The sequence below is a fragment of the Priestia megaterium NBRC 15308 = ATCC 14581 genome, assembly GCF_000832985.1.
Taxonomy (GTDB): domain Bacteria; phylum Bacillota; class Bacilli; order Bacillales; family Bacillaceae_H; genus Priestia; species Priestia megaterium.
Genome location: NZ_CP009920.1, coordinates 1554105 through 1576281 on the forward strand (window position 1 = coordinate 1554105; position 22177 = coordinate 1576281).

23 protein-coding genes and 1 riboswitch are annotated in these 22177 nt (G+C 37.9%); of the genes, 2 read left to right on the forward strand and 21 right to left on the reverse strand.

What is annotated here, in order from left to right; translation table 11 throughout:
* Positions 1-4: 4 nt before the first annotated feature.
* The 5 genes from BG04_RS08590 to BG04_RS08610 form a co-directional block, all read right to left on the reverse strand.
* On the reverse strand, positions 5-448 hold the full coding sequence (locus BG04_RS08590) for a MarR family winged helix-turn-helix transcriptional regulator (RefSeq protein WP_013059382.1): 444 nt from the start codon (positions 446-448) through the stop codon (positions 5-7).
* A gap of 211 nt (positions 449-659) precedes the next feature.
* Entirely contained in the window at positions 660-1274 is a 615-nt protein-coding gene (locus BG04_RS08595; RefSeq protein ID WP_034648732.1) for a PH domain-containing protein, read from the reverse strand.
* 113 nt (positions 1275-1387) lie between these two features.
* Complete coding sequence (locus BG04_RS08600; protein WP_013085148.1) at positions 1388-2386, reverse strand: inorganic phosphate transporter; 999 nt, start codon at positions 2384-2386, stop codon at positions 1388-1390.
* A gap of 15 nt (positions 2387-2401) precedes the next feature.
* Positions 2402-3034, reverse strand: a complete 633-nt coding sequence (locus tag BG04_RS08605; protein WP_029711160.1) for a DUF47 domain-containing protein — start codon at positions 3032-3034, stop codon at positions 2402-2404.
* A 442-nt stretch (positions 3035-3476) separates the two neighbouring features.
* Positions 3477-5495 (reverse strand): penicillin-binding transpeptidase domain-containing protein, encoded by a 2019-nt coding sequence (locus BG04_RS08610; RefSeq protein ID WP_034648728.1) that lies wholly within the window; start codon positions 5493-5495, stop codon positions 3477-3479.
* 240 nt (positions 5496-5735) lie between these two features.
* On the opposite strand from BG04_RS08610, the gene BG04_RS08615 reads away from it, so the two are divergent.
* The gene (locus BG04_RS08615) at positions 5736-5942 is read left to right on the forward strand and encodes a hypothetical protein (RefSeq protein ID WP_013059387.1); all 207 of its coding nucleotides are present in this window, start codon (positions 5736-5738) and stop codon (positions 5940-5942) included.
* Between the two features lie 66 nt (positions 5943-6008).
* On the opposite strand, the gene ssuD is transcribed toward BG04_RS08615, so the two are convergent.
* From ssuD to BG04_RS08680, 13 genes are all read right to left on the reverse strand, one after another.
* Positions 6009-7133 (reverse strand): FMNH2-dependent alkanesulfonate monooxygenase, encoded by a 1125-nt coding sequence (gene ssuD / locus BG04_RS08620; RefSeq protein WP_034648726.1) that lies wholly within the window; start codon positions 7131-7133, stop codon positions 6009-6011.
* On the reverse strand, positions 7130-7684 hold the full coding sequence (gene ssuE / locus BG04_RS08625; RefSeq protein WP_034648723.1) for an NADPH-dependent FMN reductase: 555 nt from the start codon (positions 7682-7684) through the stop codon (positions 7130-7132). Before ssuE ends, ssuD begins: the two co-directional genes overlap by 4 nt.
* Before the next feature lie 69 nt (positions 7685-7753).
* Positions 7754-8608 carry an ABC transporter permease gene (locus BG04_RS08630; protein WP_034648721.1) on the reverse strand — a complete coding sequence of 285 codons (855 nt, stop codon included), beginning with the start codon at positions 8606-8608 and terminating at the stop codon, positions 7754-7756.
* Positions 8609-8618: 10 nt separating this feature from the next.
* Positions 8619-9605: an aliphatic sulfonate ABC transporter substrate-binding protein gene (locus BG04_RS08635; protein WP_034648719.1), complete on the reverse strand. Its 987-nt coding sequence runs from the start codon at positions 9603-9605 to the stop codon at positions 8619-8621.
* A 33-nt stretch (positions 9606-9638) separates the two neighbouring features.
* Positions 9639-10436, reverse strand: coding sequence for an ABC transporter ATP-binding protein (locus tag BG04_RS08640; protein WP_051975558.1), 798 nt, complete (start codon positions 10434-10436; stop codon positions 9639-9641).
* Between the two features lie 136 nt (positions 10437-10572).
* Positions 10573-11784: a cation:proton antiporter gene (locus tag BG04_RS08645; RefSeq protein WP_025750630.1), complete on the reverse strand. Its 1212-nt coding sequence runs from the start codon at positions 11782-11784 to the stop codon at positions 10573-10575.
* Positions 11785-12285 carry a cation:proton antiporter regulatory subunit gene (locus BG04_RS08650; protein WP_013085158.1) on the reverse strand — a complete coding sequence of 167 codons (501 nt, stop codon included), beginning with the start codon at positions 12283-12285 and terminating at the stop codon, positions 11785-11787.
* 148 nt (positions 12286-12433) lie between these two features.
* A complete protein-coding gene (locus BG04_RS08655) occupies positions 12434-12763 on the reverse strand; it encodes a hypothetical protein (RefSeq protein ID WP_016765680.1) in 330 nt (109 codons plus the stop codon).
* Between the two features lie 200 nt (positions 12764-12963).
* Complete coding sequence (gerE, locus tag BG04_RS08660) at positions 12964-13188, reverse strand: spore germination transcription factor GerE (RefSeq protein ID WP_013059396.1); 225 nt, start codon at positions 13186-13188, stop codon at positions 12964-12966.
* A gap of 174 nt (positions 13189-13362) precedes the next feature.
* Positions 13363-13812, reverse strand: a complete 450-nt coding sequence (locus BG04_RS08665; protein WP_034648717.1) for an acyl-CoA thioesterase — start codon at positions 13810-13812, stop codon at positions 13363-13365.
* Positions 13813-13875: 63 nt separating this feature from the next.
* Positions 13876-14649: a succinate dehydrogenase iron-sulfur subunit gene (gene sdhB / locus BG04_RS08670; RefSeq protein WP_013059398.1), complete on the reverse strand. Its 774-nt coding sequence runs from the start codon at positions 14647-14649 to the stop codon at positions 13876-13878.
* A gap of 3 nt (positions 14650-14652) precedes the next feature.
* Positions 14653-16440 carry a succinate dehydrogenase flavoprotein subunit gene (gene sdhA, locus BG04_RS08675; protein WP_034648715.1) on the reverse strand — a complete coding sequence of 596 codons (1788 nt, stop codon included), beginning with the start codon at positions 16438-16440 and terminating at the stop codon, positions 14653-14655.
* A gap of 29 nt (positions 16441-16469) precedes the next feature.
* Positions 16470-17078, reverse strand: a complete 609-nt coding sequence (locus tag BG04_RS08680) for a succinate dehydrogenase cytochrome b558 subunit (protein WP_013059400.1) — start codon at positions 17076-17078, stop codon at positions 16470-16472.
* Positions 17079-17567: 489 nt separating this feature from the next.
* Between BG04_RS08680 and BG04_RS08685 the strand changes: the two genes are divergently transcribed.
* A complete protein-coding gene (locus BG04_RS08685) occupies positions 17568-18095 on the forward strand; it encodes a YslB family protein (RefSeq protein ID WP_013085162.1) in 528 nt (175 codons plus the stop codon).
* Between the two features lie 49 nt (positions 18096-18144).
* On the opposite strand, the gene BG04_RS08690 is transcribed toward BG04_RS08685, so the two are convergent.
* The 3 genes from BG04_RS08690 to trxA all read right to left on the reverse strand — a co-directional run bounded on the left by BG04_RS08690 (position 18145) and on the right by trxA (position 22067).
* Positions 18145-19377 carry an aspartate kinase gene (locus BG04_RS08690; RefSeq protein WP_034648714.1) on the reverse strand — a complete coding sequence of 411 codons (1233 nt, stop codon included), beginning with the start codon at positions 19375-19377 and terminating at the stop codon, positions 18145-18147.
* Between the two features lie 141 nt (positions 19378-19518).
* A riboswitch (Lysine riboswitch) is annotated at positions 19519-19696 on the reverse strand.
* 65 nt (positions 19697-19761) lie between these two features.
* Complete coding sequence (gene uvrC / locus BG04_RS08695; RefSeq protein WP_013085164.1) at positions 19762-21528, reverse strand: excinuclease ABC subunit UvrC; 1767 nt, start codon at positions 21526-21528, stop codon at positions 19762-19764.
* Between the two features lie 224 nt (positions 21529-21752).
* A complete protein-coding gene (gene trxA / locus BG04_RS08700) occupies positions 21753-22067 on the reverse strand; it encodes a thioredoxin (protein WP_013059404.1) in 315 nt (104 codons plus the stop codon).
* Positions 22068-22177: the final 110 nt, after the last annotated feature.

The window sequence follows — 22177 nt, forward strand, 5'->3', positions numbered from 1 at the left end:
CGCCTCATTTTTCTTTCATTTCATCATGCAATTTTCGTAACGTTACTCGTAAAACTTCCGTTTCACTAGGGGAGAAGTTTGCCAGTACGCCATTTAAATACGTTTGTCGCTTTTCAATCACTTCTTCGATAACACGTGCTCCTTCAGGAAGCAAATGAATACGCACTACGCGGCGGTCTTTTGGATCTTTCACCCGAACCACCAACTTATTTTTTTCCATACGATCTACTAAATCTGTCGTTGTACTACAAGCGAGAAAAATACGATTTGATAAATCGCCAATCGTCATATCTCCACGTTCAAACAGCCACTGCAAAGCAATAAACTGAGGTGGCGTAATCGTATAATCTTCTAAAATTTCTCTTCCTTTTTGCTTCACAATCGCTGCAATATGTCGAAGTGACTTTTCTAATTCTGCCACTGTATCCTCATTATTTTTTGCTGTCATACCGTAATCCTTTCCACCTATAAGTCTTATTTTCTATTATTTCTTTCAGTTAAACCCGTCTCTACTGTTTCTCTTTTCTATTTTATATTGTGCTCTTTTTTCGGTGATTTTTCAAGGTTAACATGAGGATTCTACGACGTTCATCATAAGTCTACATACTCTCATTCAGCATCAAAAAACAGCTGCTCCCTAAAAGGAGCAGCTGTTTCTATTAATTATTGATATACAGCTCGAAAACTGAGCTGAAATCTTTTGTTGTATAGACTGTTTTTTTATCTAATAACCAAGAAAACGCAGCTTCGTTAATTTCTTTAAATTCACTAGCAACACTTCCACTTGTATTTCTTGTACTGCTTAGTGTAGAAGAAGCTAGCTGAATGCTTTGTTTAGCAAAATCGAGCGCAATTTCATTTTCACGCGTTATTTCAGACATTTTAAACAGCGCTTTATATAAATCTTTTACCTCTTCTATATGCTTTTTGTGTACATCGATAGAAAAAGTCTCCGAGCCAATTTTAAATTTAATTTCCACATCTAAATCGACAGTTCCAGCCGTTTCTAGCATCACGTTTGAAATGTGATTTGTGCTGTAGTTATAGCGGCGAAGCATTCGCTTTTTACTTGTAGCACTTGTTCCATCAAGGTGAATGAGCGCTTTATTGGTAAAGCAATATTCATCTGACTTTGATTTGATCAGAAAATAAATTTTTTCTTGTTCTTCATGCATAACGTAATCGTCTGCATCTACCTTGTCATAATCAACTGGCTTAATAACAGAACCAATATCACTTAGCCCCAATACATCAGCAGCTACTTTTCCAAACATTTCCCCATCTCCCTTTTAAAAACGATTGTGTTATTTTCATGCTTTAAGTGTACTGTGCAAATGAGGGGATGTAAATAAAAAAAGGAGCTTCTTTACAAGAAGCTCCACATTTATTAAAAGAACAAATTTAAAATCATATAGATAAGTGCAGCTAATGAAGCTGAAATTGGCAGTGTGATAACCCATGTAATCACCATGCGCTGTGCAGTTCCCCATTTTACACCTTTCACTCGGTGAGCAGAACCTACACCTAAGATAGAAGATGAAATAACATGAGTAGTACTGACAGGTAGATGAATAAACGTTGCTCCAAAGATAATGGCAGCACCTGTTAAGTCCGCAGCTACTCCATTAACAGGACGAATTTTCATAATTTTACCGCCGACGGTTTTAATGATTTTCCATCCACCAATTGACGTTCCAAGCCCCATTGCGACCGCACAAGCCAGCTGTACCCACCACTGAATATCAGTACCGCTTTGCATATTGTTAGCAATAAGCGCTAGCGTAATGATACCCATTGCTTTTTGCGCATCATTCGTACCGTGTGTGTAAGATTGTAGGGCTGCAGTCAGGATTTGAACGCGTCGAAAACGCTTATTCGTTTTCGTCAAGTTATGGTTTTTAAACGTTAGTTTGATAATCGTATAGACAATATAACCTACTACAAAGGCTAGAACTGGTGAAATTAGAAGGGCTTCAATGATTTTGATGAAACCTTTGTAATTTAAAGCACCAAATCCAGCAGCTGCAATAGCTGCTCCTGCAATCGATCCAATAATTGCATGAGAAGAACTACTCGGGATACCGAAATACCATGTGATTAAGTTCCATGCAATAGCAGAAATTAATGCTGCTAAAATAACGACAGAACCATTTTGAAGCGTATAAGGATCAACGATATCCTTTGTAATCGTTTTGGCTACGCCCGTAAACGTCATAGCACCGACAAAGTTCATGGTTGCGGCTAAAAGAATTGCATGTCGCGGTTTTAAAGCTTTAGTTGAAACAGAAGTCGCAATGGCATTGGCTGTATCGTGAAAGCCGTTGATAAAGTCAAAACCAAGTGCACCAACTACAATTAGAATGGTTAATATTAGCATCGAATCCATTATAATATAGCCCCGTTACGCATTCTTCATAATAACTGATTCTAAGTTGTTCGCAACCGTTTGACAATAATCCGCAATTTCTTCTAGCGTTTCATAAATTTCTTTATATTGAATAACTTTAATTGGATCTTTACATGTTGCAAATAATTGTTTTAGTGCACGACGATATAATGTATCACAATGTGACTCATACTCTTTAATTTTAATTGCATGCTCACTAATTTGAAGAAGCTTTTTCTCAGACAACAAATTAATCGTAATTAAAATTTCTTCAGCACAGCCTTGAATATTCTTAACAAATTCAGCTACATATTCATCAAATGTTGTAATTGAATGAATTTCCATTAAAGCAGCAAAGCTGTCGATGCCATCAAGTACATCATCCATGCTCATCGCTAGCTGTAAAATATCTTCACGCTCAATTGGAGTAATAAATGCTTTGTTCAACTCAGTAATCACTGTATGCACGTATTTATCACCTTTTGATTCATACGCTTTTAAAACGTTGGCAAATTCCTTTAGGTCAGATACATTTTGAAGTTCAAAGCTGCCTAAAAACTCCGCTGAGTCCTTAATATTTTGGGCAATGTCCATTAACATTTCAGAAAACTTGTCTTTTTTTCTTTTGATCACGTTGCAATCCTCCATCCAATTTATCGAAACTTTACCACTCGTTTTTTCTCTCTATCTTTTTATATGTGTTCTAGTTTCTTTTTTCATTTAAAGTAATGGATAAAACTTAGCTGTTCATTACTATAACGAGAGAAACCACCTCTCTTGTGTATCAAAAAATTCTAAAAAAACAAACGTTTACCAGAGCAAAAGTCCCAAAAAGTGGTTCTTTCACCTATAGGTTATGCGATTCATTTTTTTACGCCAAGTCAAAAATTACTCCTATTATTGTTAATTGTCAATAACTTTTCAAACACATTTTTTTAAGCTTATTTACAATACATTAACAATAATACGTTGATTCCTTTTAAAATAAGGGTTTTCAGAGTTTGTATAAAACTGGGATTTACAAAAACTTAACATTACTCCCCTTGTGTAAATAATAAAAGCCAGCTCTTTTAGAACTGGCTTTTATTATTTACTTATTATATTGCTGAAATACATTTTTTACTTTCGGCACGACGTAATGACTTCCGCCTTTATCTTCTACCCCTTCAACCATCATTGAAACGAGTAAGTTTTTCTGTTTTGTGTCCACAGCTACAAACCATCCGTTTTCCTGTCCTTTTTCACCTTGAGTTTTCTTTAGCTCTGCCGTTCCAGTTTTTCCAGCCAGGGTTAACCCATCTATCTTTGCAGCATGACCCGTACCGTTTTTATCTTCAATGACATCAACTAAATCATTTTGAATTAATTGCGCCGTTTCTTTAGATATTACTTGTTTTTTCCATATCCCACTCTCATCACCGTTCATAAGAATAGGCTTTACTATGTTTCCATCGTTTACAATCGATGTATACATCAATGCTAAGTGGAGAGGATTCACTTGCAGCTTCCCCTGGCCATAGCCAGAGTTTGCTAATACTCCCTCATCTTTAATATCTTGATCACCTGCAATTTTAGACGTTTCAAAAGGGTAATTAATAGGCATTTTTTGATTGAACCCAAACTGTTTTAAACCACTGTTAAATTTGTCTAAACCTAGCTTCAAAGCAGTCTGCGCAAAATAAATATTATCAGATGTAACATAAGCATCACGTAAATTAACATTCGGCTTGCTTCCCACTCGTGTTACGTAGAAATTCCCCCAGCTTTTATCTTTTTGCCATTTCTTCCCGCTGATTGATATACTTTCGTTTGGATTTACCACACCTTCATCAACCGCTAAAGCTCCCGTGACTAACTTAAATGTAGATCCCGGAGAATACGTTTTGGTAAAGCGATTCATTAACGGCTTATCGGGATTCGTTGAAAGGGATTGGTACGTATTAGCATCGATTCCAAAAGAAAAAGAATTCGGATCAAAAGCTGGCGTGCTTACAAGACCTAATATTTCTCCCGTTTTAGGTTGAAGAGCAGTAGCTACTCCTTTTTCATCTTTTAACTGTTCATAAAGGGATTTTTGCACATTCGTGTCTACCGTAACTTGAATGCTTTCCCCGTCTTTTGGATTCACTTTTGCAATTTCATTCTTTTTATTACCATCTTTATCTACAGTATAAATCATGACGCCGTCTCGAGCACGAAGCTTATCTTCATATAAAGACTCTAAGCCAATCATTCCAGCTTTAGACTGAGCATTATAGCCTTCATCTTTATGCTCTTTTAAATATTCCGCTGTGACAGGCGCAACGTATCCAACTAAATGGGCACACGCTTCTTCACAAGGATATACGCGCGCATTTACCTTTTTTTGTTGAATGCCTTCTACTTTTTTCAAAGAATTCTCTAAATTAGAGGCGTCTTTTTGACTAACTGTTTTAATAGGAACAAATTGATTCTTTTTCACCCAAGAAGCGCTCAGTGCTTGATTAATACTTTTTTCTGAAAGAGCAAGAGTCTTGCTTAATTGTTGTATAGCTTGCTCGCCGCCTTTAGAAAACTGCTGTGGAACAACTCCAACTTGAATCGCTTCTCCGTTTTGAGCTAAATATTTCCCTGAACGATCCATAATTTCTCCACGCACAGCTGACTGAGTAGCTACTCTTACTTGCTCTCCTTGCTTAAGTCCTTTAAAAATCATATTAGGCTTCCAATTAATATACCAATTCTCTGTATCCCCTTGTTTTTCTTGAACCACAGCAGCATTTTCTTTAAATGAGATTTCACCGGCTACAGAGTTCATGTTTACTTCAAAAGGTAAAACAGCTTTATGGTCTTTTATTTCTAAGTCTTCTATTTTACTTGCCTTCACTTTAAGCTTGTCCGCTTCAATTGCATCATAGATATTTTTATATCGATTTACAAAATCTTTTTCTGAAATCGTCTTTTTAGCATCTTTAGACAAGTATCCATACATGCCTTTAAAATCTTCTTTATTCCACATGGCTACATATTTATCAAATCGTTCCTGTGCTTTCTGTTGATCATTTGAGCAACCGGCAGTTATTAATAAGAGAATTGCTATAGTAAAAAATAGCCACCCAATTCGTCTCATGATGATTTTCCCCCTTTTTTCAATACCATTTCTCTATCATATAAAATTTTACATAAACTTTCCATCGGAAAGTTACAATCAGGAATTAATTGGTATTACAACCCACTAAATTTACATATCGACAAAAAAATCAATGGGTAAATAAGAAAAAAATTGAACATTTTGTGAATATTTTGTGTCTTTTTTGGAAAGTATTTGATATAATAATTGTAAGAAGAAAAAGAATAGGAGGCGACTAAAATGAGAAGATTCTTACAGTTTTACTTTATGTTTAGTTCTCTGTTCTGTTTTGGAAGCGTTTTCGTCCTACTTATGTCTCAAGAATATTATTTTGCACCGTTATTCCTCACACTGGGCTGTTTAAATATTTTTCTCTTTAAAGTATATATTCAAGAAAGTCGAAAAGATAAACAAGCTGCACCTGAAAAACCAAAACCAACAATTTAACAGACTCGTCTCTCGGCTGAGATGAATGTAAAAGAAGAACCGGTGAAAAATTCACCGGTTCTTCTTTTACGAGGTTGAAGTTTTTGGAAACCTATCATTTGCAATAATCTCTCCGATGCTTCCACTCTTTCCTTCACCCTCATCAATATTTAAAAGCGGGAACAATAACTCCCCTACGTGATAAGCTTCTTCTAAATGCGGATAGCCTGATAAAATAAAAGATTCAATTCCTAAAGCTTCATACTCTTTTATTCGTTTCGCTATATTTTCAGCACTGCCTACTAGTGCAGTTCCTGCACCTCCCCGGACAAGCCCTACACCTGCCCATAAGTTAGGGCTAATCGTAAGTTCCTCTCGGGTTCCTCTATGAAGGCTCGCCATTCGCTGCTGCCCAACTGAGTCGTACCTTGCAAAAGTACGCTGTGCAGCTTGAATCGTGTCGTCGTCCAAATGCTGAATTAATCGATCGGCTGCTTCCCAAGCTTCTTCTTCGGTTTCCCTTACAATAATATGCAAACGAATCCCAAACTTAACGGTTCTGCCTTCTGCTTCTGCTTGCTTTCTCACAGCCGTTATTTTTTCTCTTACTTGTTCAGGAGGCTCCCCCCATGTTAAATACACGTCAGAATGTTTTGCTGCCACTTTTTGTCCTGCGGGTGAAGATCCGCCAAAATAAATAGGTGGAGAAGGTTTTTGAACAGGTGGATATAACAGCTCACTGTTCTCTACATGAATATGTTTTCCTTCATAATTAACTGTATCTCCAACCAATAACCCTTTCCACACATCTAAAAATTCATCCGCAGCTTCATAACGTTCATCATGTGATAAGAAAAGGCCGTCTCCGGCTAATTCAGCTGGATCTCCTCCCGCTACTACGTTGACTAATAAACGACCGTTTGAAATTCGATCAAGAGTTGACGTCATGCGCGCTGCCACAGAAGGAGCCATAATGCCGGGACGTACAGCTACTAAAAATTTCAAACGCTCTGTTTCAGGTATAAGTGAAGCAGCCAATAGCCACGGGTCTTCGCATGATTTCCCCGTTGGAATCAGAACTCCTTCAAATCCTAACCGGTCTGCTGCTTGAGCAACTTGCCGAAAATATGAATAGTCTGCTGAACGACCTCCTCGATTTGTCCCTAAATATCTTCCATCTCCATGGGAAGGAATAAACCATAACATTTTCATGATTCAACACTCCTTTTCGTTTGTTCTAGATGATATTCCAGCTCTTTTAATGAACGTTTAATTCTAGCTTCTGCTTCTTCCGCAATAAACTCAATTTCATTTTCTTTCGTATAGGCCACCTCAGAATCAACAATATAAACCCCATGAATAAGAGCAGTAGCGCCTAAAACGGATAAGGTCGGCTTAAATACATAATCAAGAGCTAACAGATGAGCAATGGTTCCCCCTGTAGCTATCGGTAGCACGGTTTTATTGTGCAAACCTTTTTCAGGTATTAAATCTAAAAATGTTTTTAAGATTCCTGTGTAGCTAGCTTTATAGATTGGGCTGACAATAATAACGGCATCAGCATCTGACACTTTCTTTTGAGCTTCTTGAATCGCAGGGCTAGAAAAGTTAGCATATAGTAAGTCTTCAGCCGGTAGATCGCGGACATGTACGGTTTTCACTTCATATTTTTCATTTTGTAGATATGCTGCAATATACTCACTTAAAGCAGCTGACCTTGATTGTTTTGAAGGGCTTCCTGTAATAATTGTAAACTGGCTCATTATCATCTCTCCTTTTAACTTACAAAACTGATAGATTTACAAGGATTAATAGCTATATAAATCCTTATTTTATTTTTCACCTGCGTAGCTGTCTCTCCATTTAAGAAGACGCTTTTCTAATACTCTGACAAATGAATCGGTTAATTTGCCTACAACAGCAAAAATGATAATTCCCACAAAAACTACGTCCGTTTGAGAAAACTGCCTAGCGTCCATAATCATATATCCTACACCTTCACTTGCTCCCATTAATTCAGCGACTACTAGTCCGAGCCATGCAATACCTAAAGACAATCGGACACCAAGTAAAATATTAGGAAGAGCGGCTGGTAAAATGAGTTTCGTGATTTGTTTCCATTTACTAAATTGCAGAACACGCGCAACATCAAATAATTTCGAATCAACGCCGCGAATGCCTAAATACGTATTAACATAGATTGGAAAAAACGCACCGTTTGCTATTAACAATATCTTTGAAATTTCTCCAAAGCCAAACCATAAGATAAATAAAGGCGCCAAGGCAAGGTGAGGAACAGTTCTAAGCATTTGAATGGATGGATCCATATAGTGCTCCGTTTTCTTTGAGAAACCGACAATTACACCAAATAGTAAACCTAGACCAGCTCCAACGGCAAAACCTATGGCAGCACGCAAAATACTGATTTGAAGGTTAGCTCCGAGTTCTCCCGATACGATGAGCTGTTTAAAAGAACGTACAATATCAACAGGTGTAGGAAGAACAGTTTTGGATACATAGCCCGCAGAACCAATGATTTGCCACACGACAATAAGCAAAATTGGCACGATAAGAGAACGAAGGAAAATCCCCTGCTTATTTTTCGCTTCTTCCTTTCTTTTTTTCACTTTTTGCAAGTGAGCTGCTGAAGACTGGACATGTCCTGAAACCACAGATGTTTTACTCATTTTCATCACCTCATTTTTCTTTTAATGCTTTTTCAATAAATGAATTATCAACGACATCTCCCGTATCAATTTTCTTTTTAATAACGCCTAAAGATTGTTGAAAATCAGCTGTTCGCTGTTGTTCTGCAATAATTTCTTTAGAGGTTGGGCGATTATAGGCAGGATTATTTTTCAACACTTGTCTTACTACGTCTTTATCTAGATTTTTTTGTTTTGCTAAAATATCCACAGATTCTTCAAAATGTTCATTTTGCCATTCAAGTGCTTTTTGATAAACTTGTAAAAACTTAACGACTAACTCTGGATGATCTTTTGCAAAGCCTTCTCTTACAATAGTAAAACCTGGTGAAGCAACCTTTAACGAATCGCCGTCTGCTAAAATACGAGCATCATTTTTTAAGTTTTGCAGTGAGATAAACGGTTCCCAAATTGACCATGCATCAACTGACCCATTTTCAAATGCTGGCTGAGCTTCGTCTGGCTGAAGCTGAATGATCTTTACATCACTTGGCTTCAAACCATTTTGGTCAAGAGCTCTGTACAATAAATTAAAACCGCTGCTTCCTTTCGCGACCGCAATCTTTTTACCTTTTAAATCTTTTATGCTTTTAATCTTGCTATTTTTTCCTACTAAAATAGCATTTCCTTTTAATCCATCGCTCGAATTAGCAATTTCTAAAAATGGAATGTCTGCGCCTTGACCAGAAATAACCGGTGAATTTCCAACTTGACCGAAATCCAAGTGTCCAGATGCTAAACCTTCAAATTGCGGAGGACCGCTTTGAAACTCTGTCCATTTAACATTTACACCTATTTTTTTAAATTCTTTTTCAAACCATTTTTGGTTTTGTGCCAGCATTAAAGGGCCTAAGCTTTGTTGGATACCAATATTGACTGTAACGTTTTTTGAACCTTCTCCGCTCGCTTTTTCTTTCGTCCCGCACCCAGCCAATGCGAGAACAAGTACAATAGCTGCAGTTAAAAGTAGCTTTTTCATCTGTTCTGTCTCCTTCTCTGTCTTATTGAACCTTTAATGTTCTCCTGCTTCTTCAAATTCTTTCAGCACTTGCTGCCTTAGCTGCTGAAAAGGTAGTTCTGTCTTTTTTCGCGGATGACTAATTTCTACTGGAACGCCCCGGCTAATTTTCCCTGGTCTGGCACTCATAATCACAATTTTAGTTCCCAAGTAAATGGATTCATCTAAATCGTGGGTAACAAAAATCATGGTTGTTTTTTCTTTTTTCCATATGTCTAGCAGCACATCTTGCAAATGAGTGCGAGTGAAAGCATCTAACGCGCCAAACGGTTCATCTAACAATAAAACCTCTGGATTTCTTAAAAGAGCACGCGCAATAGCAACTCGTTGAGACATCCCCCCAGATAGTTCTCGAGGATAAGCTTTTTCAAATCCTTTCAGCCTGACAACATCAATTAGCTCATCTACGCGGCGCCGAACATTCGAATCTTTCAAAGATAAGTCAGCCGCTATATTTTGCTCCACATTAAGCCATGGGAACAAGCGGTGTTCTTGAAAGATCATTCCTTGTTTAATGCTAGGTCCGGCTATGTGCTTCCCTTTGATTTCAATGCGCCCTTCATAATCTATATCAAGTCCAGCAATCATTTTAAGCAGCGTACTTTTTCCGCATCCGCTCGGACCAATGATGGTAATAAATTCACCTTTATTAATCGTAAGATTTACATTTCGCAATGCTTGAGTTACTTGTTCTCCTTTTTGAAATGAGCGGTTAACCGATTGAATCATGACACTCACAGCAATTCCTCCTTCTTGAATTTTTAAATCAAAAGCTATTTCACCTAAAAACATAAAAGCTCCTACCTAAAAAAGGTAGGAGCTTTCGGTTGACCGATCAGCCCGTTGCTATAGTTAACTGATTTGTTATTGGATTATTTTGAATTTTATCATATTAATCCGATTTGTCAACTGTGTTTTATATATTTTATCACTTTGATTCTTGAGGATTTGGCTTTTTCCATTTAAATACTGAGTTTAAAAATCCGTATATATGCTTAGACTCCTTCGTTAACAAAGGGCCAATAATAGCTAAAATCAATACATAAAGCGCGGCGAATGGCTGAAGAATTGCGGATAATCCTCCTTCAATTCCAATGTTAGCCATAATGATCGAAAACTCGCCTCGTGACATGATTGTTAACCCAATGTTGGTAGAGGCCTTGTGTGACAGCCCGCTTTTTCTTCCTGAAATCATACCGGCTGTAAAGTTACCAATGATCGTAAGCGCAACTGCGCCAAGCGCAAGCCATCCTGCATCCCACAGCGTAAGAGGATCAATACTTAACCCGAAGCTGAAGAAAAAGATAGCTCCAAAGAAATCACGAAACGGTACGACAAGATGTTCAATCCGATCGCGATGTTCCGTTTCAGAAAATACAAGTCCAAGCAATAACGCACCAATTGCTTCTGCCACGTGAATTGTTTCAGAGAAGCCTGCCACAAAAAACAATACCGCAAAAACGACGATTATAAAGATTTCGTTTGATGAAATATTTAAAAGTTTATTTAGTAGCGGCGTGGCTTTTCGAGCAATGATAAAGAACAGCATCATATAGCCAAACGCAATTAAAATAGATGTTAAAGATCCAGCAAGCGATCCGTGGTCTCCAAGCACCAACCCTGAAACGACAGAAAGATAAACGGCTAAGAAAATATCTTCAAACATGATGATCCCTAATATCAGTTCCGTTTCTGGATTCGCTGTTCGTTTTAAATCAACCAATACTTTTGCGACAATTGCGCTGGACGAAATCGTAATAATTCCAGCGATAATCAGCACTTCAAGAAGAGGATTTCCTGTCAGGTATCCATACAATAATCCTAAAGTGAAGTTAATTAAAATATAAATAGATCCTCCCACCGCGATGGACCTGCCTGATTTAATTAGCTTTCCAACTGAAAATTCTAATCCTAAATAAAAGAGTAAAAAGAGAACTCCAATTCTCCCCATAAATTCAATAATCTCTTGGCTTTCAATAAACTTTAAACTGAATGAGCCAAACTCAGGAGCATGGGGACCAACCGCCATGCCCAGCAGAATGAGGAATGGAATAATCGTAAATTTAAATTTATGTGCTAGTATAGCCGCTAAAGCGACTAGTAACAAAGCTGTCCCAACTTCAAATACTAAATGATCCAATTATGAACTACCTCCTTGTGAAAGCAATTCTTTAATGAGCGTTTTTAAATTCCCTCGTTCTCCAGAGATAACAAGCGTATCTCCTTCTTCAATCAACGTATCTGGTCCTGGAGTTGATAATTTTTTTTGCGTGTTTTTAATGACGGCGATGATAGTGACATCATAGTTGCTGCGAACGTCAATTTCACCAATTGTTTTACTGTGAGCTTTCGCTTGTTTTTCAACTTTATACCATTCAATAACTAAGTCATTGAATGCCACTTCAATGGTTTCCATTGCTTTTGGCTTGTAAATCATGCCGCCTAAAATTGCAGCTAGCTGTCTTGATTCCGTATCTGTTAACGTAATATCAAAAATGCTTTCTTCTAAATCTTTTTGATCGAAGTGATAGATTTCACGTCGTCCATCATCATGAATGATAACAACTACGCGGTTTCCTCCGCTTGTCTCAATTTCAAATTTACGGCCGATTCCTGGCAATTCCGTTTCTTTAATCATCATTGAATGATCACTCCTATAAAGTTTTTAAAAAGAATTTTTTAATTTTGCCGCGTTATTTGCCTAGAAAATCCGCATAGCAAATAAGCCTAAGAATAGTTGGTAATTTTAGGTTTGAAGAAAAGGCTGTTGAAATTTCAACCTTTTTTATTTAATTGAGGTAACTTGATTGAAAGATTTTTGGATAAAAAAGTGTTTTCTTGAGGATAAAATACGCAATTTGATGCGTCGGAATGATGAGTTTGGCACTCACCCATACTAAAGCAAAAGTTACTATCACACTTTGTATGAGAGATCCTATTTGTTTAACGCTGTGCTTAGCTCCTGGAGACATGTGCACGATATCCGTGTAATGCTGAACCGAACTTTTTGTGACCTTCACTTTTTCAAAGTCGTTATCAATAAATTTATCTGGCAAACTCGCAAAAGGCAAACAGAATATCATGCATAACAATAAGCTCATCCATATATTTTTCATCATCTCACCTCTCTTTCTTCTGAACTAGTATCTCCTCACTTAAAAGTATACGTACTCTGAAATTCAATTTCAAGCAATAAGTTTTTTTTATAAAGATTTACCTTTTTTATAATTTTTTCTTAACGTTATTCTTTTTAGATATGTATGCGACACTGAAAAAAATATACAAAAAGCTGGCTTTCTAAGAAGAAAGCCAGCTCATGTTATAGTTCAAGTTCTCCCATTCGAAGGAGTTCTACGACTGCTTGAGAACGCCCCTTGACTCCAAGCTTTTGCATCGCATTAGAAATATGATTTCGAACTGTTTTTTCGCTAATGAATAGTTCACTCGCGATTTCTTTTGTTGTTTTGTCCTGTACTAAAAGCTCGAATACTTCTCGTTCACGCTTTGTAAGTAGCGGTTTAGGTTGAAACTCTTTTTCTTTCAATGTAACCCTCCTTGCCTGATCCTGAGTTGAACTATCGGATGGGTGTAAATTTAGTCAACATATCTTATGTGCGGTATGCCTACGCGGTTACTAGTTTTAGAAAAAATATGCAAAAAACTCTTTTTCACTTTTAAAAAAGAAAAAAAGCCTGAAGAAAGAGCCTTCAAGCCATTTTCATATATTTGATAAACACCTTTTCATCTCTTCATTCCAAGGGACGCTTTTTCCTGTTTTTTTAGAAATTTGCACCATTGTTCCTCTCCCGGTGAGTACAACCTCTTTTTGCTCATTTTGAATCATATAGTGTAAATCAACCGACGAACGTCCAATTCTATGAGCTTTTACAAAAACAGATAGCGCGTTGCCAAAATAAACTTGTTTGACATAATCGCACTGCAAATCAGCCACCACCGGTATCGTTCCCTCATGCTCACTCGTCCACTTTTGCATAAAGCCAATATGGTGAAAGAATTCAGTACGTATTTGTTCAAAATACACAAAAGGGACCGTATTATTTAAATGCCCAAACATATCTGTTTCCGAAAATCTTACCTTGATCTCCTGCTTAAACGAAAATGACTCTTTCCAATGATCCATGTCTTCAATATACGAAATATTATTCATCTGTATTTCCTCCGTTCGTCATAGACAAAATAAAACCTCTCCGCGTGGAGAGGTTTTGAGTGATTATACTTGATCGCTACCAAAGAAACTTCTGAATGCTTGAATTGTTGTATCGCGGTTCAAAGCTGCAATTGAAGTAGTCAATGGAATTCCTTTTGGGCATGATTGAACGCAGTTTTGAGAATTCCCGCAGTTCGCTAGTCCTCCATCACCCATAATCGTCTCTAAACGTTCTCCTTTATTTAACGCACCGGTTGGATGGGCATTAAACAGGCGAACTTGAGAAAGCGGTGCTGGACCGATGAAGTTTGACTTGTCGTTTACATTTGGACAAGCTTCTAAGCAAACGCCACATGTCATACATTTGGATAACTCATACGCCCACTGACGTTTCTTTTCAGGCATACGCGGTCCTGGACCTAAATCGTATGTGCCATCGATTGGAACCCAGGCTTTTACTTTTTTTAGTGAATCAAACATACGGCTGCGGTCTACTTGCAAATCACGAACCACAGGAAATGTTTTCATTGGCTGTAAGCGAATTGGCTGTTCTAGTTTATCAACAAGAGCTGTACATGACTGACGAGGTTTACCGTTGATGACCATTGAACAGGCTCCGCATACTTCCTCTAAACAGTTCATTTCCCAGTTTATCGGAGCAACCTCTTTACCTGAAGCATCAACAGGGTTACGTCTGATTTCCATCAGTGCTGAAATAACGTTCATATTCGGACGATACGGAATTTCAAACTCCTGATTGTAAGGAGCAGATTCAGCTGAATCTTGACGTGTAATAATGAAGCGCACTGTCTTTTGGACTGTTTGTTGTTCACTCATTGATTAACGAACCCCCTCTTGTTGTTTTTTTGGTTTTTCATCTTTTTTCTTTGTGTAGTCGCGCTTACGCGGTTTAATTAACGATACGTCTACCTCTTCATAATGGAAAGAAGGAGCCGTTTTCTTATCCACAAAAGCTGCCATTGTTGTTTTTAAGAATTCTTCATCGTTACGATCTGGGAAATCTGGCTTATAATGAGCACCGCGACTTTCGTTACGGTTGTAAGCTCCTAGCGTTACAACACGTGAAAGCTGAAGCATGTTTTGCAGCTGACGAGTAAATGTTGCCGCTTGATTACTCCATTTAGCTGTATCATTAATGTTAATACGATCATAGCGTTCAATTAATTCTTGAATCTTTTCATCTGTTTTTAACAGTTTGTCATTGTATCGTACGACTGTCACGTTGTCAGTCATCCATTCCCCTAGCTCTTTATGAAGAACGTATGCATTTTCTGTACCTTGAAGATTCATGATATTGTTCCATTTCTCTTCTTCTTCTTTCACATGACGATCATATACGCTTGAAGAAATAGCGTCTGCGCTCTTTTCTAAACCATTGATGTATTCAACCGCTTTAGGACCGGCAACCATACCACCATAAATAGCTGATAATAATGAGTTTGCTCCTAAACGGTTCGCTCCGTGCTGTGAATAATCACACTCACCAGCTGCGAATAAGCCAGGAATATTTGTCATTTGATCGTAATCCACCCATAAACCGCCCATTGAATAGTGTACGGCTGGGAAAATTTTCATTGGTACCTTGCGCGGATCATCGCCCATGAATTTTTCATAGATTTCGATGATACCTCCAAGTTTAATGTCTAGCTCTTTTGGATCTTTATGTGAAAGGTCCAGATAAACCATGTTCTCTCCGTTGATTCCTAACTTCTGCGCTACGCAGACGTCAAAAATTTCACGAGTTGCAATATCACGAGGTACTAAGTTACCGTATGCAGGATATTTTTCCTCTAAGAAATACCAAGGTTTACCGTCTTTATATGTCCAAACGCGTCCGCCTTCTCCACGAGCAGATTCACTCATAAGACGAAGCTTATCATCTCCTGGGATAGCAGTTGGATGAATTTGAATAAACTCTCCGTTTGAATAGTATGCACCTTGCTGATACACGATAGATGCCGCTGAACCTGTATTAATAACTGAGTTCGTCGATTTTCCAAAAACAATCCCAGGTCCACCTGTAGCCATAATAACCGCGTCAGCTGAGAACGTTTTAATTTCCATTGATTTTAAATTCTGTGCAGAAATTCCGCGACAGCTGCGCTCATCGTCAAGAACAGCACCTAAGAATTCCCATCCTTCATACTTTGTCACAAGTCCGGCAACTTCATAGCGACGAACCTGCTCATCTAATGCGTACAATAATTGTTGACCCGTTGTTGCTCCAGCAAAAGCCGTACGGTGATGCTGCGTCCCGCCAAATCGTCTGAAGTCTAACAAACCCTCAGGAGTACGGTTAAACATAACACCCATGCGGTCAAGTAGGTGGATAATACCAGGAGCTGCTTCACACATTGCTTTTACAGGTGGCTGGTTGGCTAAAAAGTCTCCGCCGTACACTGTGTCATCAAAGTGTTCCCATGGTGAATCCCCTTCACCTTTTGTGTTTACGGCTCCGTTGATTCCACCTTGCGCGCAAACTGAGTGAGATCTTTTTACCGGAACTAGTGAAAATAAATCTACTTGCTTGCCAGACTCAGCAATTTTTATTGTTGCCATCAAGCCAGCTAAACCGCCACCGACTACGATGATTTTTCCGTTACTCATCGGAACCCCACTCCTTCAAAACCTTAATTTTATGCAAATGCGAATAATGTACGAACACCTACAAATGTAAGTGCTAAGAAGATTGCTAATGTCACATAAGTTGAAATTCTTTGAGAACGTGGTGTTACAGTTAACCCCCAGCTAACTCCAAATGACCATAGACCGTTTGCAAAGTGGAAGATCGTAGATACAACACCAACTATGTAGAATGCAAGCATTGCCGGGTTGCTTAAAATTCGTTCCATCATTTGAAAATCTACTTCTTTTCCAAGCGCAGCTTGTATTCTGGTTTCCCATACGTGCCATGTGATGAAGATAAGTGTGATTACACCTGAAACACGCTGAAGGATAAACATCCAGTTACGGAAAAAACCGTAGTTGTTAACGTTTGTTTTAGCAGTGAATGCGATGTAAAGACCGTATATTGCGTGAAAAACGATTGGTAAGAAAATAATGAAAATTTCTAGAGCATAGCGGAAAGGTAAGCTCTCCATGAAGTGAGCTGCTTGATTAAATGATTCTTCTCCCTTTGTCGCAAAATGATTCACAACTAAATGCTGTGTTAAGAAAATCCCGATTGGTATTACCCCAAGTAATGAATGGATTCTCCGATATTGAAACTCTCTGTTTGCCGCCATCTGCGTAGACCCCCCTTAGTTAAATGAACATAGTTTGTGAAGAACTTTCTTACTCCCACTAGACAAATAGATTAATCGTGAATACAGGAAATGAAAACCTTTGCATTTCCTAATAAAGTATGTGACAGGTTAATTTTACTCCCATCGATTAAGAGCGTCAAGGCAAGATGTTTAAATCTTCTATAAAATATAAATTTATAAAATTTTATATTTGTTAACGCTTACTGTATTGATGTTACAGGTTTTTTCTTTCTATTATAATATTGCTTGCCACAAATAAGTAAGCGTTTACTTTACACTTTTATTGTAAACAAGTTCACAAAACATTTACACAGGTAAAAGTACCCTTTTAAAAGGTATATTATGGATTTTTTATCTTTACATCTAACTCTTTTTACCATAATAAAGATCCTCTTACATTTTATTAAAAAAATGCGTGAGAGGTTTTTTAGATTTGTATATAATAGTAGTAAAGAAAGAGGGGAAACCATGAGCAATTTACAAACAGAATCACAGCAAGAACTTGAAGAGACGATGGAAACATCAGAACCTAATGTCACAGCTGAAACAGAGGGAACTCTTGATCACGTTTCATATTTCGGATACAGCCTTTTGCGTGATGTGTTAATTCCAGAGCTTCTTGGAGACGAGACGAATGCCATTTCATACTGGGCAGGAAAACACCTTGCGCGGAAATACCCGTTAAATACAATGGATGAAATCGTCGCTTTTTTTAAAGCAGCTTCCTGGGGAACACTGACACTTGCAAAAAAAGATAAATATTCACTAGAACTTGAGTTATCAGGTGATGTGGTCAGCAAAAGATTTCAGCAGGAAACTTGTTCGTTTCATCTTGAGTCAGGATTTGTGGCTGAACAGATTCAGCGTCAAAACAACTGCCTAACAGAAGCCTACTTAACACATAAAGAAAAGAACGGAAAAGTGCTGATTTCCGTGCAGTGGGACCGAAAAGATATCTTACCTACCGAAACACGCGCGGAGCGTTATAAAAAGTAGGAAATACGTATATAAAAGACGTGGAGATACCACGTCTTTTTTCTCTTCTTTATACTTGCACTGCTTGCTGCTCTTCTAATTCAAATGCTATGTGAAGCGTCTCAACAGCTTTTACCATATCAGCATGCGGTACAACTGTAGATACTTTAATTTCAGACGTGCTGACCATCTTCACTTCAATTTTCTCTCCTGCCAGCACTTCAAACATTTCCGCTGCAACGCCTGGATTAGAAATCATGCCAGAGCCAACAATTGATACTTTAGCCAGACCGCTTTCATGTTCAATACGCGTATATCCTAAAGTAGATTTATACTCTTTTAAGACGGCAAGAGCGGCGTCTACGTCTACGGTTTTAATAGAAAATGAGATAGAGAGACGATTATTAGCGGTTACGTTTTGAATAATAATGTCCACATTTAACTGTTCTTTTGCTAATGCTGTAAAAATAGTAGAAAGAGTTTGCAACTCGTTGTTTAACCCTTCAATTGTTACTCGTGAAATATTATCTTCAAACGCAATTCCTCTTACGACCAAGTTTTGTTCCATTGAAACTTCCTCCTCAACAATCGTTCCATTCTCGTTTTCTAAGCTTGAACGCACTTCTAGCGGTACCTGATAATTTTTTGCAAACTCAACAGCGCGCGGATGCAGCACCCCTGCTCCTAAATTAGCTAATTCTAACATTTCGTCATATGAAATAGAGTGAAGCTTACGAGCATCTTCTACATAGCGCGGATCTGTCGTAAACACTCCTGTTACGTCTGTATAAATATCACATTTTGCAGCTTTTAATGCTGCGGCAAGAGCTACTGCCGTCGTGTCAGAGCCGCCTCGACCTAATGTTGTAATGCTTCCATCTTCTGAACAGCCTTGGAATCCAGCTACTACTACGATTCGGCCTCTATCTAATTGGCTTTGAATACGAGTCGTGTCAATGTGCTGGATTCGTGCATTGCTGTGAACTGCTTCCGTCTGGATACCAGCTTGCCAACCTGTTAGCGAAGTTGCTTCATACCCTTTATATTGAAGGGCCATTGTTAACAGGGAAATCGTTACTTGTTCTCCAGTTGTAAGAAGCATATCCATTTCGCGTTTGCTTGGACTGTCCGTAATATCACTTGCTAATTTCACCAGTGCATCTGTAGTTTTGCCCATTGCCGATACAACAACTACTACTTGGTTACCGCGCTCTGCTTCTTGAATAACACGGTTTGCTACATTTTGGATACGTTCAACAGAACCAACAGATGTTCCACCAAATTTTTGAACGATTAATGCCATAATTTTGTTCATTCCTTTTCAATAAATTTGCATATGCAGGATGATGAGAAGCTAAATTTTTTTACTCAGACAATAAAAAAAGCAATGAGATGAGCTCTCATTGCTTAACGAACGAAAATTATAAAACATAACCGTCCACTGCCGTGAGATAGCTCTCCAAGAATCTACATCTTGACAATCCTACGTTTATTCAACGCAGAACCAGCAATCATTACTATGAGGTAATGTTCACTTCGGCAAATTTCCCTTTCCGCATCATTCATAAGAGCTCATACCCTTCCTGATACGTACTGATTAAATTTGCACCTCTATCTTCACTTCATTTGATGAAGTGTCGTATGAAATTAGTTAATAGCTTATCAAATATTTTCTATTATTTCAAGACTATTTTTGCAATGTTTCATAAATTTTTTCAGCGATGTTTTGAGGAACACCTGAATTTCGAATATCATCAACCGTTGCTTCTTTCAATTTTTTCACGGAACCAAAATACTTTAACAAAGCTTTTTTACGCTTTTCGCCCACTCCCGGAATATCGTCCAGAACAGACTGAAAAGCAGACTTAGAGCGCACTTGACGGTGGAAGGTAATCGCAAAGCGGTGAACTTCATCTTGAATTCGCTGAAGCAAATAAAATTCTTGACTATTGCGTTCAAGCGGTATGATTTGAGGAGGCTCACCAATCATCAGGTTGGAGGTTCTGTGCTTATCATCTTTGACAAGACCTGCTGTAGGCACTAAAAGTCCCAATTCATTTTCGAGAACGTCCTGTACTGCAGCTAAATGCCCTTTGCCTCCATCTACAACAATTAAATCTGGAAGCGGAAGACCCTCTTTTAACGCTCTGGAATACCGTCTGCGAACGACTTCTCTCATGGAACTGTAATCATCTGGTCCCTTTACCGTCTTAATTTTATATTTGCGATATTCTTTCTTTTCCGGTTTCCCATCAACAAAAACAATCATCGCAGAAACGGGATCTGTCCCTTGAATATTTGAATTATCAAATGCTTCGATCCGATAAGGAGCGGCAATTCCAAGCTCTTCTCCTAACCGTTCAACTGCGCCAACCGTGCGCTCTTCATCTCGTTCAATTAAATAGAATTTTTCACCGAGCGCAATTTTTGCATTTTTACACGCAAGTTCTACTAATTCTTTCTTTTTGCCTCGCTTTGGATGCTGAACCTCTACTTCCACTAATTTCTCAGCCAACTCTGCATCAATCGTTGCTGGAACCATCACTTCTTTTGGCTTAATATTTTTGGCATAAAACTGACCGATAAAAGTTAAGAAATCTTCTTCTGGCTCTTTATAAAAAGGAAACATAGAAACTTCTCGCTCAATTAACTTCCCTTGGCGAATAAAGAAAACTTGAACACACATCCAGCCTTTATCATAAGAATAGCCAAACACATCTCGATTAACAAAATCATTAAACGTTACTTTTTGCTTTTCCATTGTCGCTTCGATATGAGCAATTTGATCTCGATATTCTTTAGCCCGTTCAAAGTCAAGTTCTTCTGAAGCTTTTAACATTTTTTCAGTTAACTCTGTTTTGACATGCTCATATCCACCATTTAAAAACCGCGTGATATTTTCAATAATTTGTTTGTTTTGCTCTTCTTTTACTTCTTTTACGCAAGGAGCTAGGCATTGCCCGATATGGTAATACAAACAAGGCCTGTCTGGCATGGTAGAGCACTTTCTTAATGGATAAATGCGATCAAGAAGCCGCTTTGTTTCATTTGCAGCTTGAACGTTAGGATAAGGACCGAAGTATTTCCCTTTATCTTTTTTTATTTTTCTTGTAATAACAAGTCGGGGCTGTTTTTCAGCTGTAATCTTAATAAAGGGATAACCCTTATCATCTTTAAGCATGATATTGTATTTTGGATCATGCTTTTTAATTAAATTCATTTCTAAAATAAGCGCTTCTAAATTAGAAGATGTGACGATATATTCAAAATCGACAATGTCGTTTACAAGTCGAAGCGTCTTTCCGTCATGAGATCCGGTAAAGTAGGAGCGCACTCGATTTTTTAATACTTTTGCTTTTCCTACGTAAATGACCGTTCCATATTTATCTTTCATTAAGTAACAGCCGGGCTGATCCGGTAAAATAGCCAGCTTTTCTTTTAAATAATCGTTCATATTTTTCTCCTTCCTCTTCTCTTACTCTGTCCATCTATACATTCGCTTATGAAGCGTAACCTACATTCTTTCCTGCCTTACAATACATGCACATAAGCCGGATTTATGGCGGTGTTCCTTACATCTAGTATAAAACAAACGAACGCATATTCGCTAAATAAAAGTATTCCCAAAAGAGAAAAAGTGGAGAAAAAGAAAAAACCTAGCCTGAGCTAGGTTTTGACTTACGCGTGTTTATTAATTAATTCTGTTAATGCTTCTTTTGGTTGGAAACCAACTACTTGGTCAACTTTCTCTCCATCTTTAAATAATACTAAAGTTGGGATACTCATAACACCAAATTTTCCAGCCGTTTCTTGGTTTTCATCAACGTCTACTTTCACGATTTTAACTTTATCGTTAAGTTCGCCATCGATTTCTTCAAGAACTGGAGCAATCATTTTACAAGGGCCACACCATGGTGCCCAAAAGTCAACAAGCACTAAGCCTGATTTAATTTCATCTGTAAAGTTTTTATCTGTAGCATGTGCAATAGCCATTTTAATTCCTCCTAAATATATGCAATATCCAAATTCTACTCACAGTATATCACCTTCAAATAAGGTTTGCTAACTTTTTGCTTACATTTATACTGTTTATTCTCCGCTCT

Coding starts and splice junctions, on each gene's coding strand:
- sdhB (WP_013059398.1), bottom strand. CDS start 14,649: ATGAGTGAACAACAAACAGTCCAAAAGACAGTGCGCTTCATTATTACA.
- BG04_RS08605 (WP_029711160.1), bottom strand. CDS start 3,034: ATGGAGGATTGCAACGTGATCAAAAGAAAAAAAGACAAGTTTTCTGAA.
- sdhA (WP_034648715.1), bottom strand. CDS start 16,440: ATGAGTAACGGAAAAATCATCGTAGTCGGTGGCGGTTTAGCTGGCTTG.
- trxA (WP_013059404.1), bottom strand. CDS start 22,067: ATGGCTATTGCACATGCTACAGATAAAAACTTTACAGATGAAATTAAA.
- BG04_RS08690 (WP_034648714.1), bottom strand. CDS start 19,377: ATGGCATTAATCGTTCAAAAATTTGGTGGAACATCTGTTGGTTCTGTT.
- ssuD (WP_034648726.1), bottom strand. CDS start 7,133: ATGAAAATGTTATGGTTTATTCCTTCCCATGGAGATGGAAGATATTTA.
- BG04_RS08600 (WP_013085148.1), bottom strand. CDS start 2,386: ATGGATTCGATGCTAATATTAACCATTCTAATTGTAGTTGGTGCACTT.
- BG04_RS08655 (WP_016765680.1), bottom strand. CDS start 12,763: ATGATGAAAAATATATGGATGAGCTTATTGTTATGCATGATATTCTGT.
- BG04_RS08650 (WP_013085158.1), bottom strand. CDS start 12,285: ATGATGATTAAAGAAACGGAATTGCCAGGAATCGGCCGTAAATTTGAA.
- BG04_RS08685 (WP_013085162.1), top strand. CDS start 17,568: ATGAGCAATTTACAAACAGAATCACAGCAAGAACTTGAAGAGACGATG.
- BG04_RS08615 (WP_013059387.1), top strand. CDS start 5,736: ATGAGAAGATTCTTACAGTTTTACTTTATGTTTAGTTCTCTGTTCTGT.
- BG04_RS08665 (WP_034648717.1), bottom strand. CDS start 13,812: ATGAATAATATTTCGTATATTGAAGACATGGATCATTGGAAAGAGTCA.
- BG04_RS08640 (WP_051975558.1), bottom strand. CDS start 10,436: ATGTTTTTAGGTGAAATAGCTTTTGATTTAAAAATTCAAGAAGGAGGA.
- BG04_RS08610 (WP_034648728.1), bottom strand. CDS start 5,495: ATGAGACGAATTGGGTGGCTATTTTTTACTATAGCAATTCTCTTATTA.
- BG04_RS08595 (WP_034648732.1), bottom strand. CDS start 1,274: ATGTTTGGAAAAGTAGCTGCTGATGTATTGGGGCTAAGTGATATTGGT.
- BG04_RS08590 (WP_013059382.1), bottom strand. CDS start 448: ATGACAGCAAAAAATAATGAGGATACAGTGGCAGAATTAGAAAAGTCA.
- ssuE (WP_034648723.1), bottom strand. CDS start 7,684: ATGAGCCAGTTTACAATTATTACAGGAAGCCCTTCAAAACAATCAAGG.
- BG04_RS08630 (WP_034648721.1), bottom strand. CDS start 8,608: ATGAGTAAAACATCTGTGGTTTCAGGACATGTCCAGTCTTCAGCAGCT.
- BG04_RS08635 (WP_034648719.1), bottom strand. CDS start 9,605: ATGAAAAAGCTACTTTTAACTGCAGCTATTGTACTTGTTCTCGCATTG.
- BG04_RS08680 (WP_013059400.1), bottom strand. CDS start 17,078: ATGGCGGCAAACAGAGAGTTTCAATATCGGAGAATCCATTCATTACTT.
- uvrC (WP_013085164.1), bottom strand. CDS start 21,528: ATGAACGATTATTTAAAAGAAAAGCTGGCTATTTTACCGGATCAGCCC.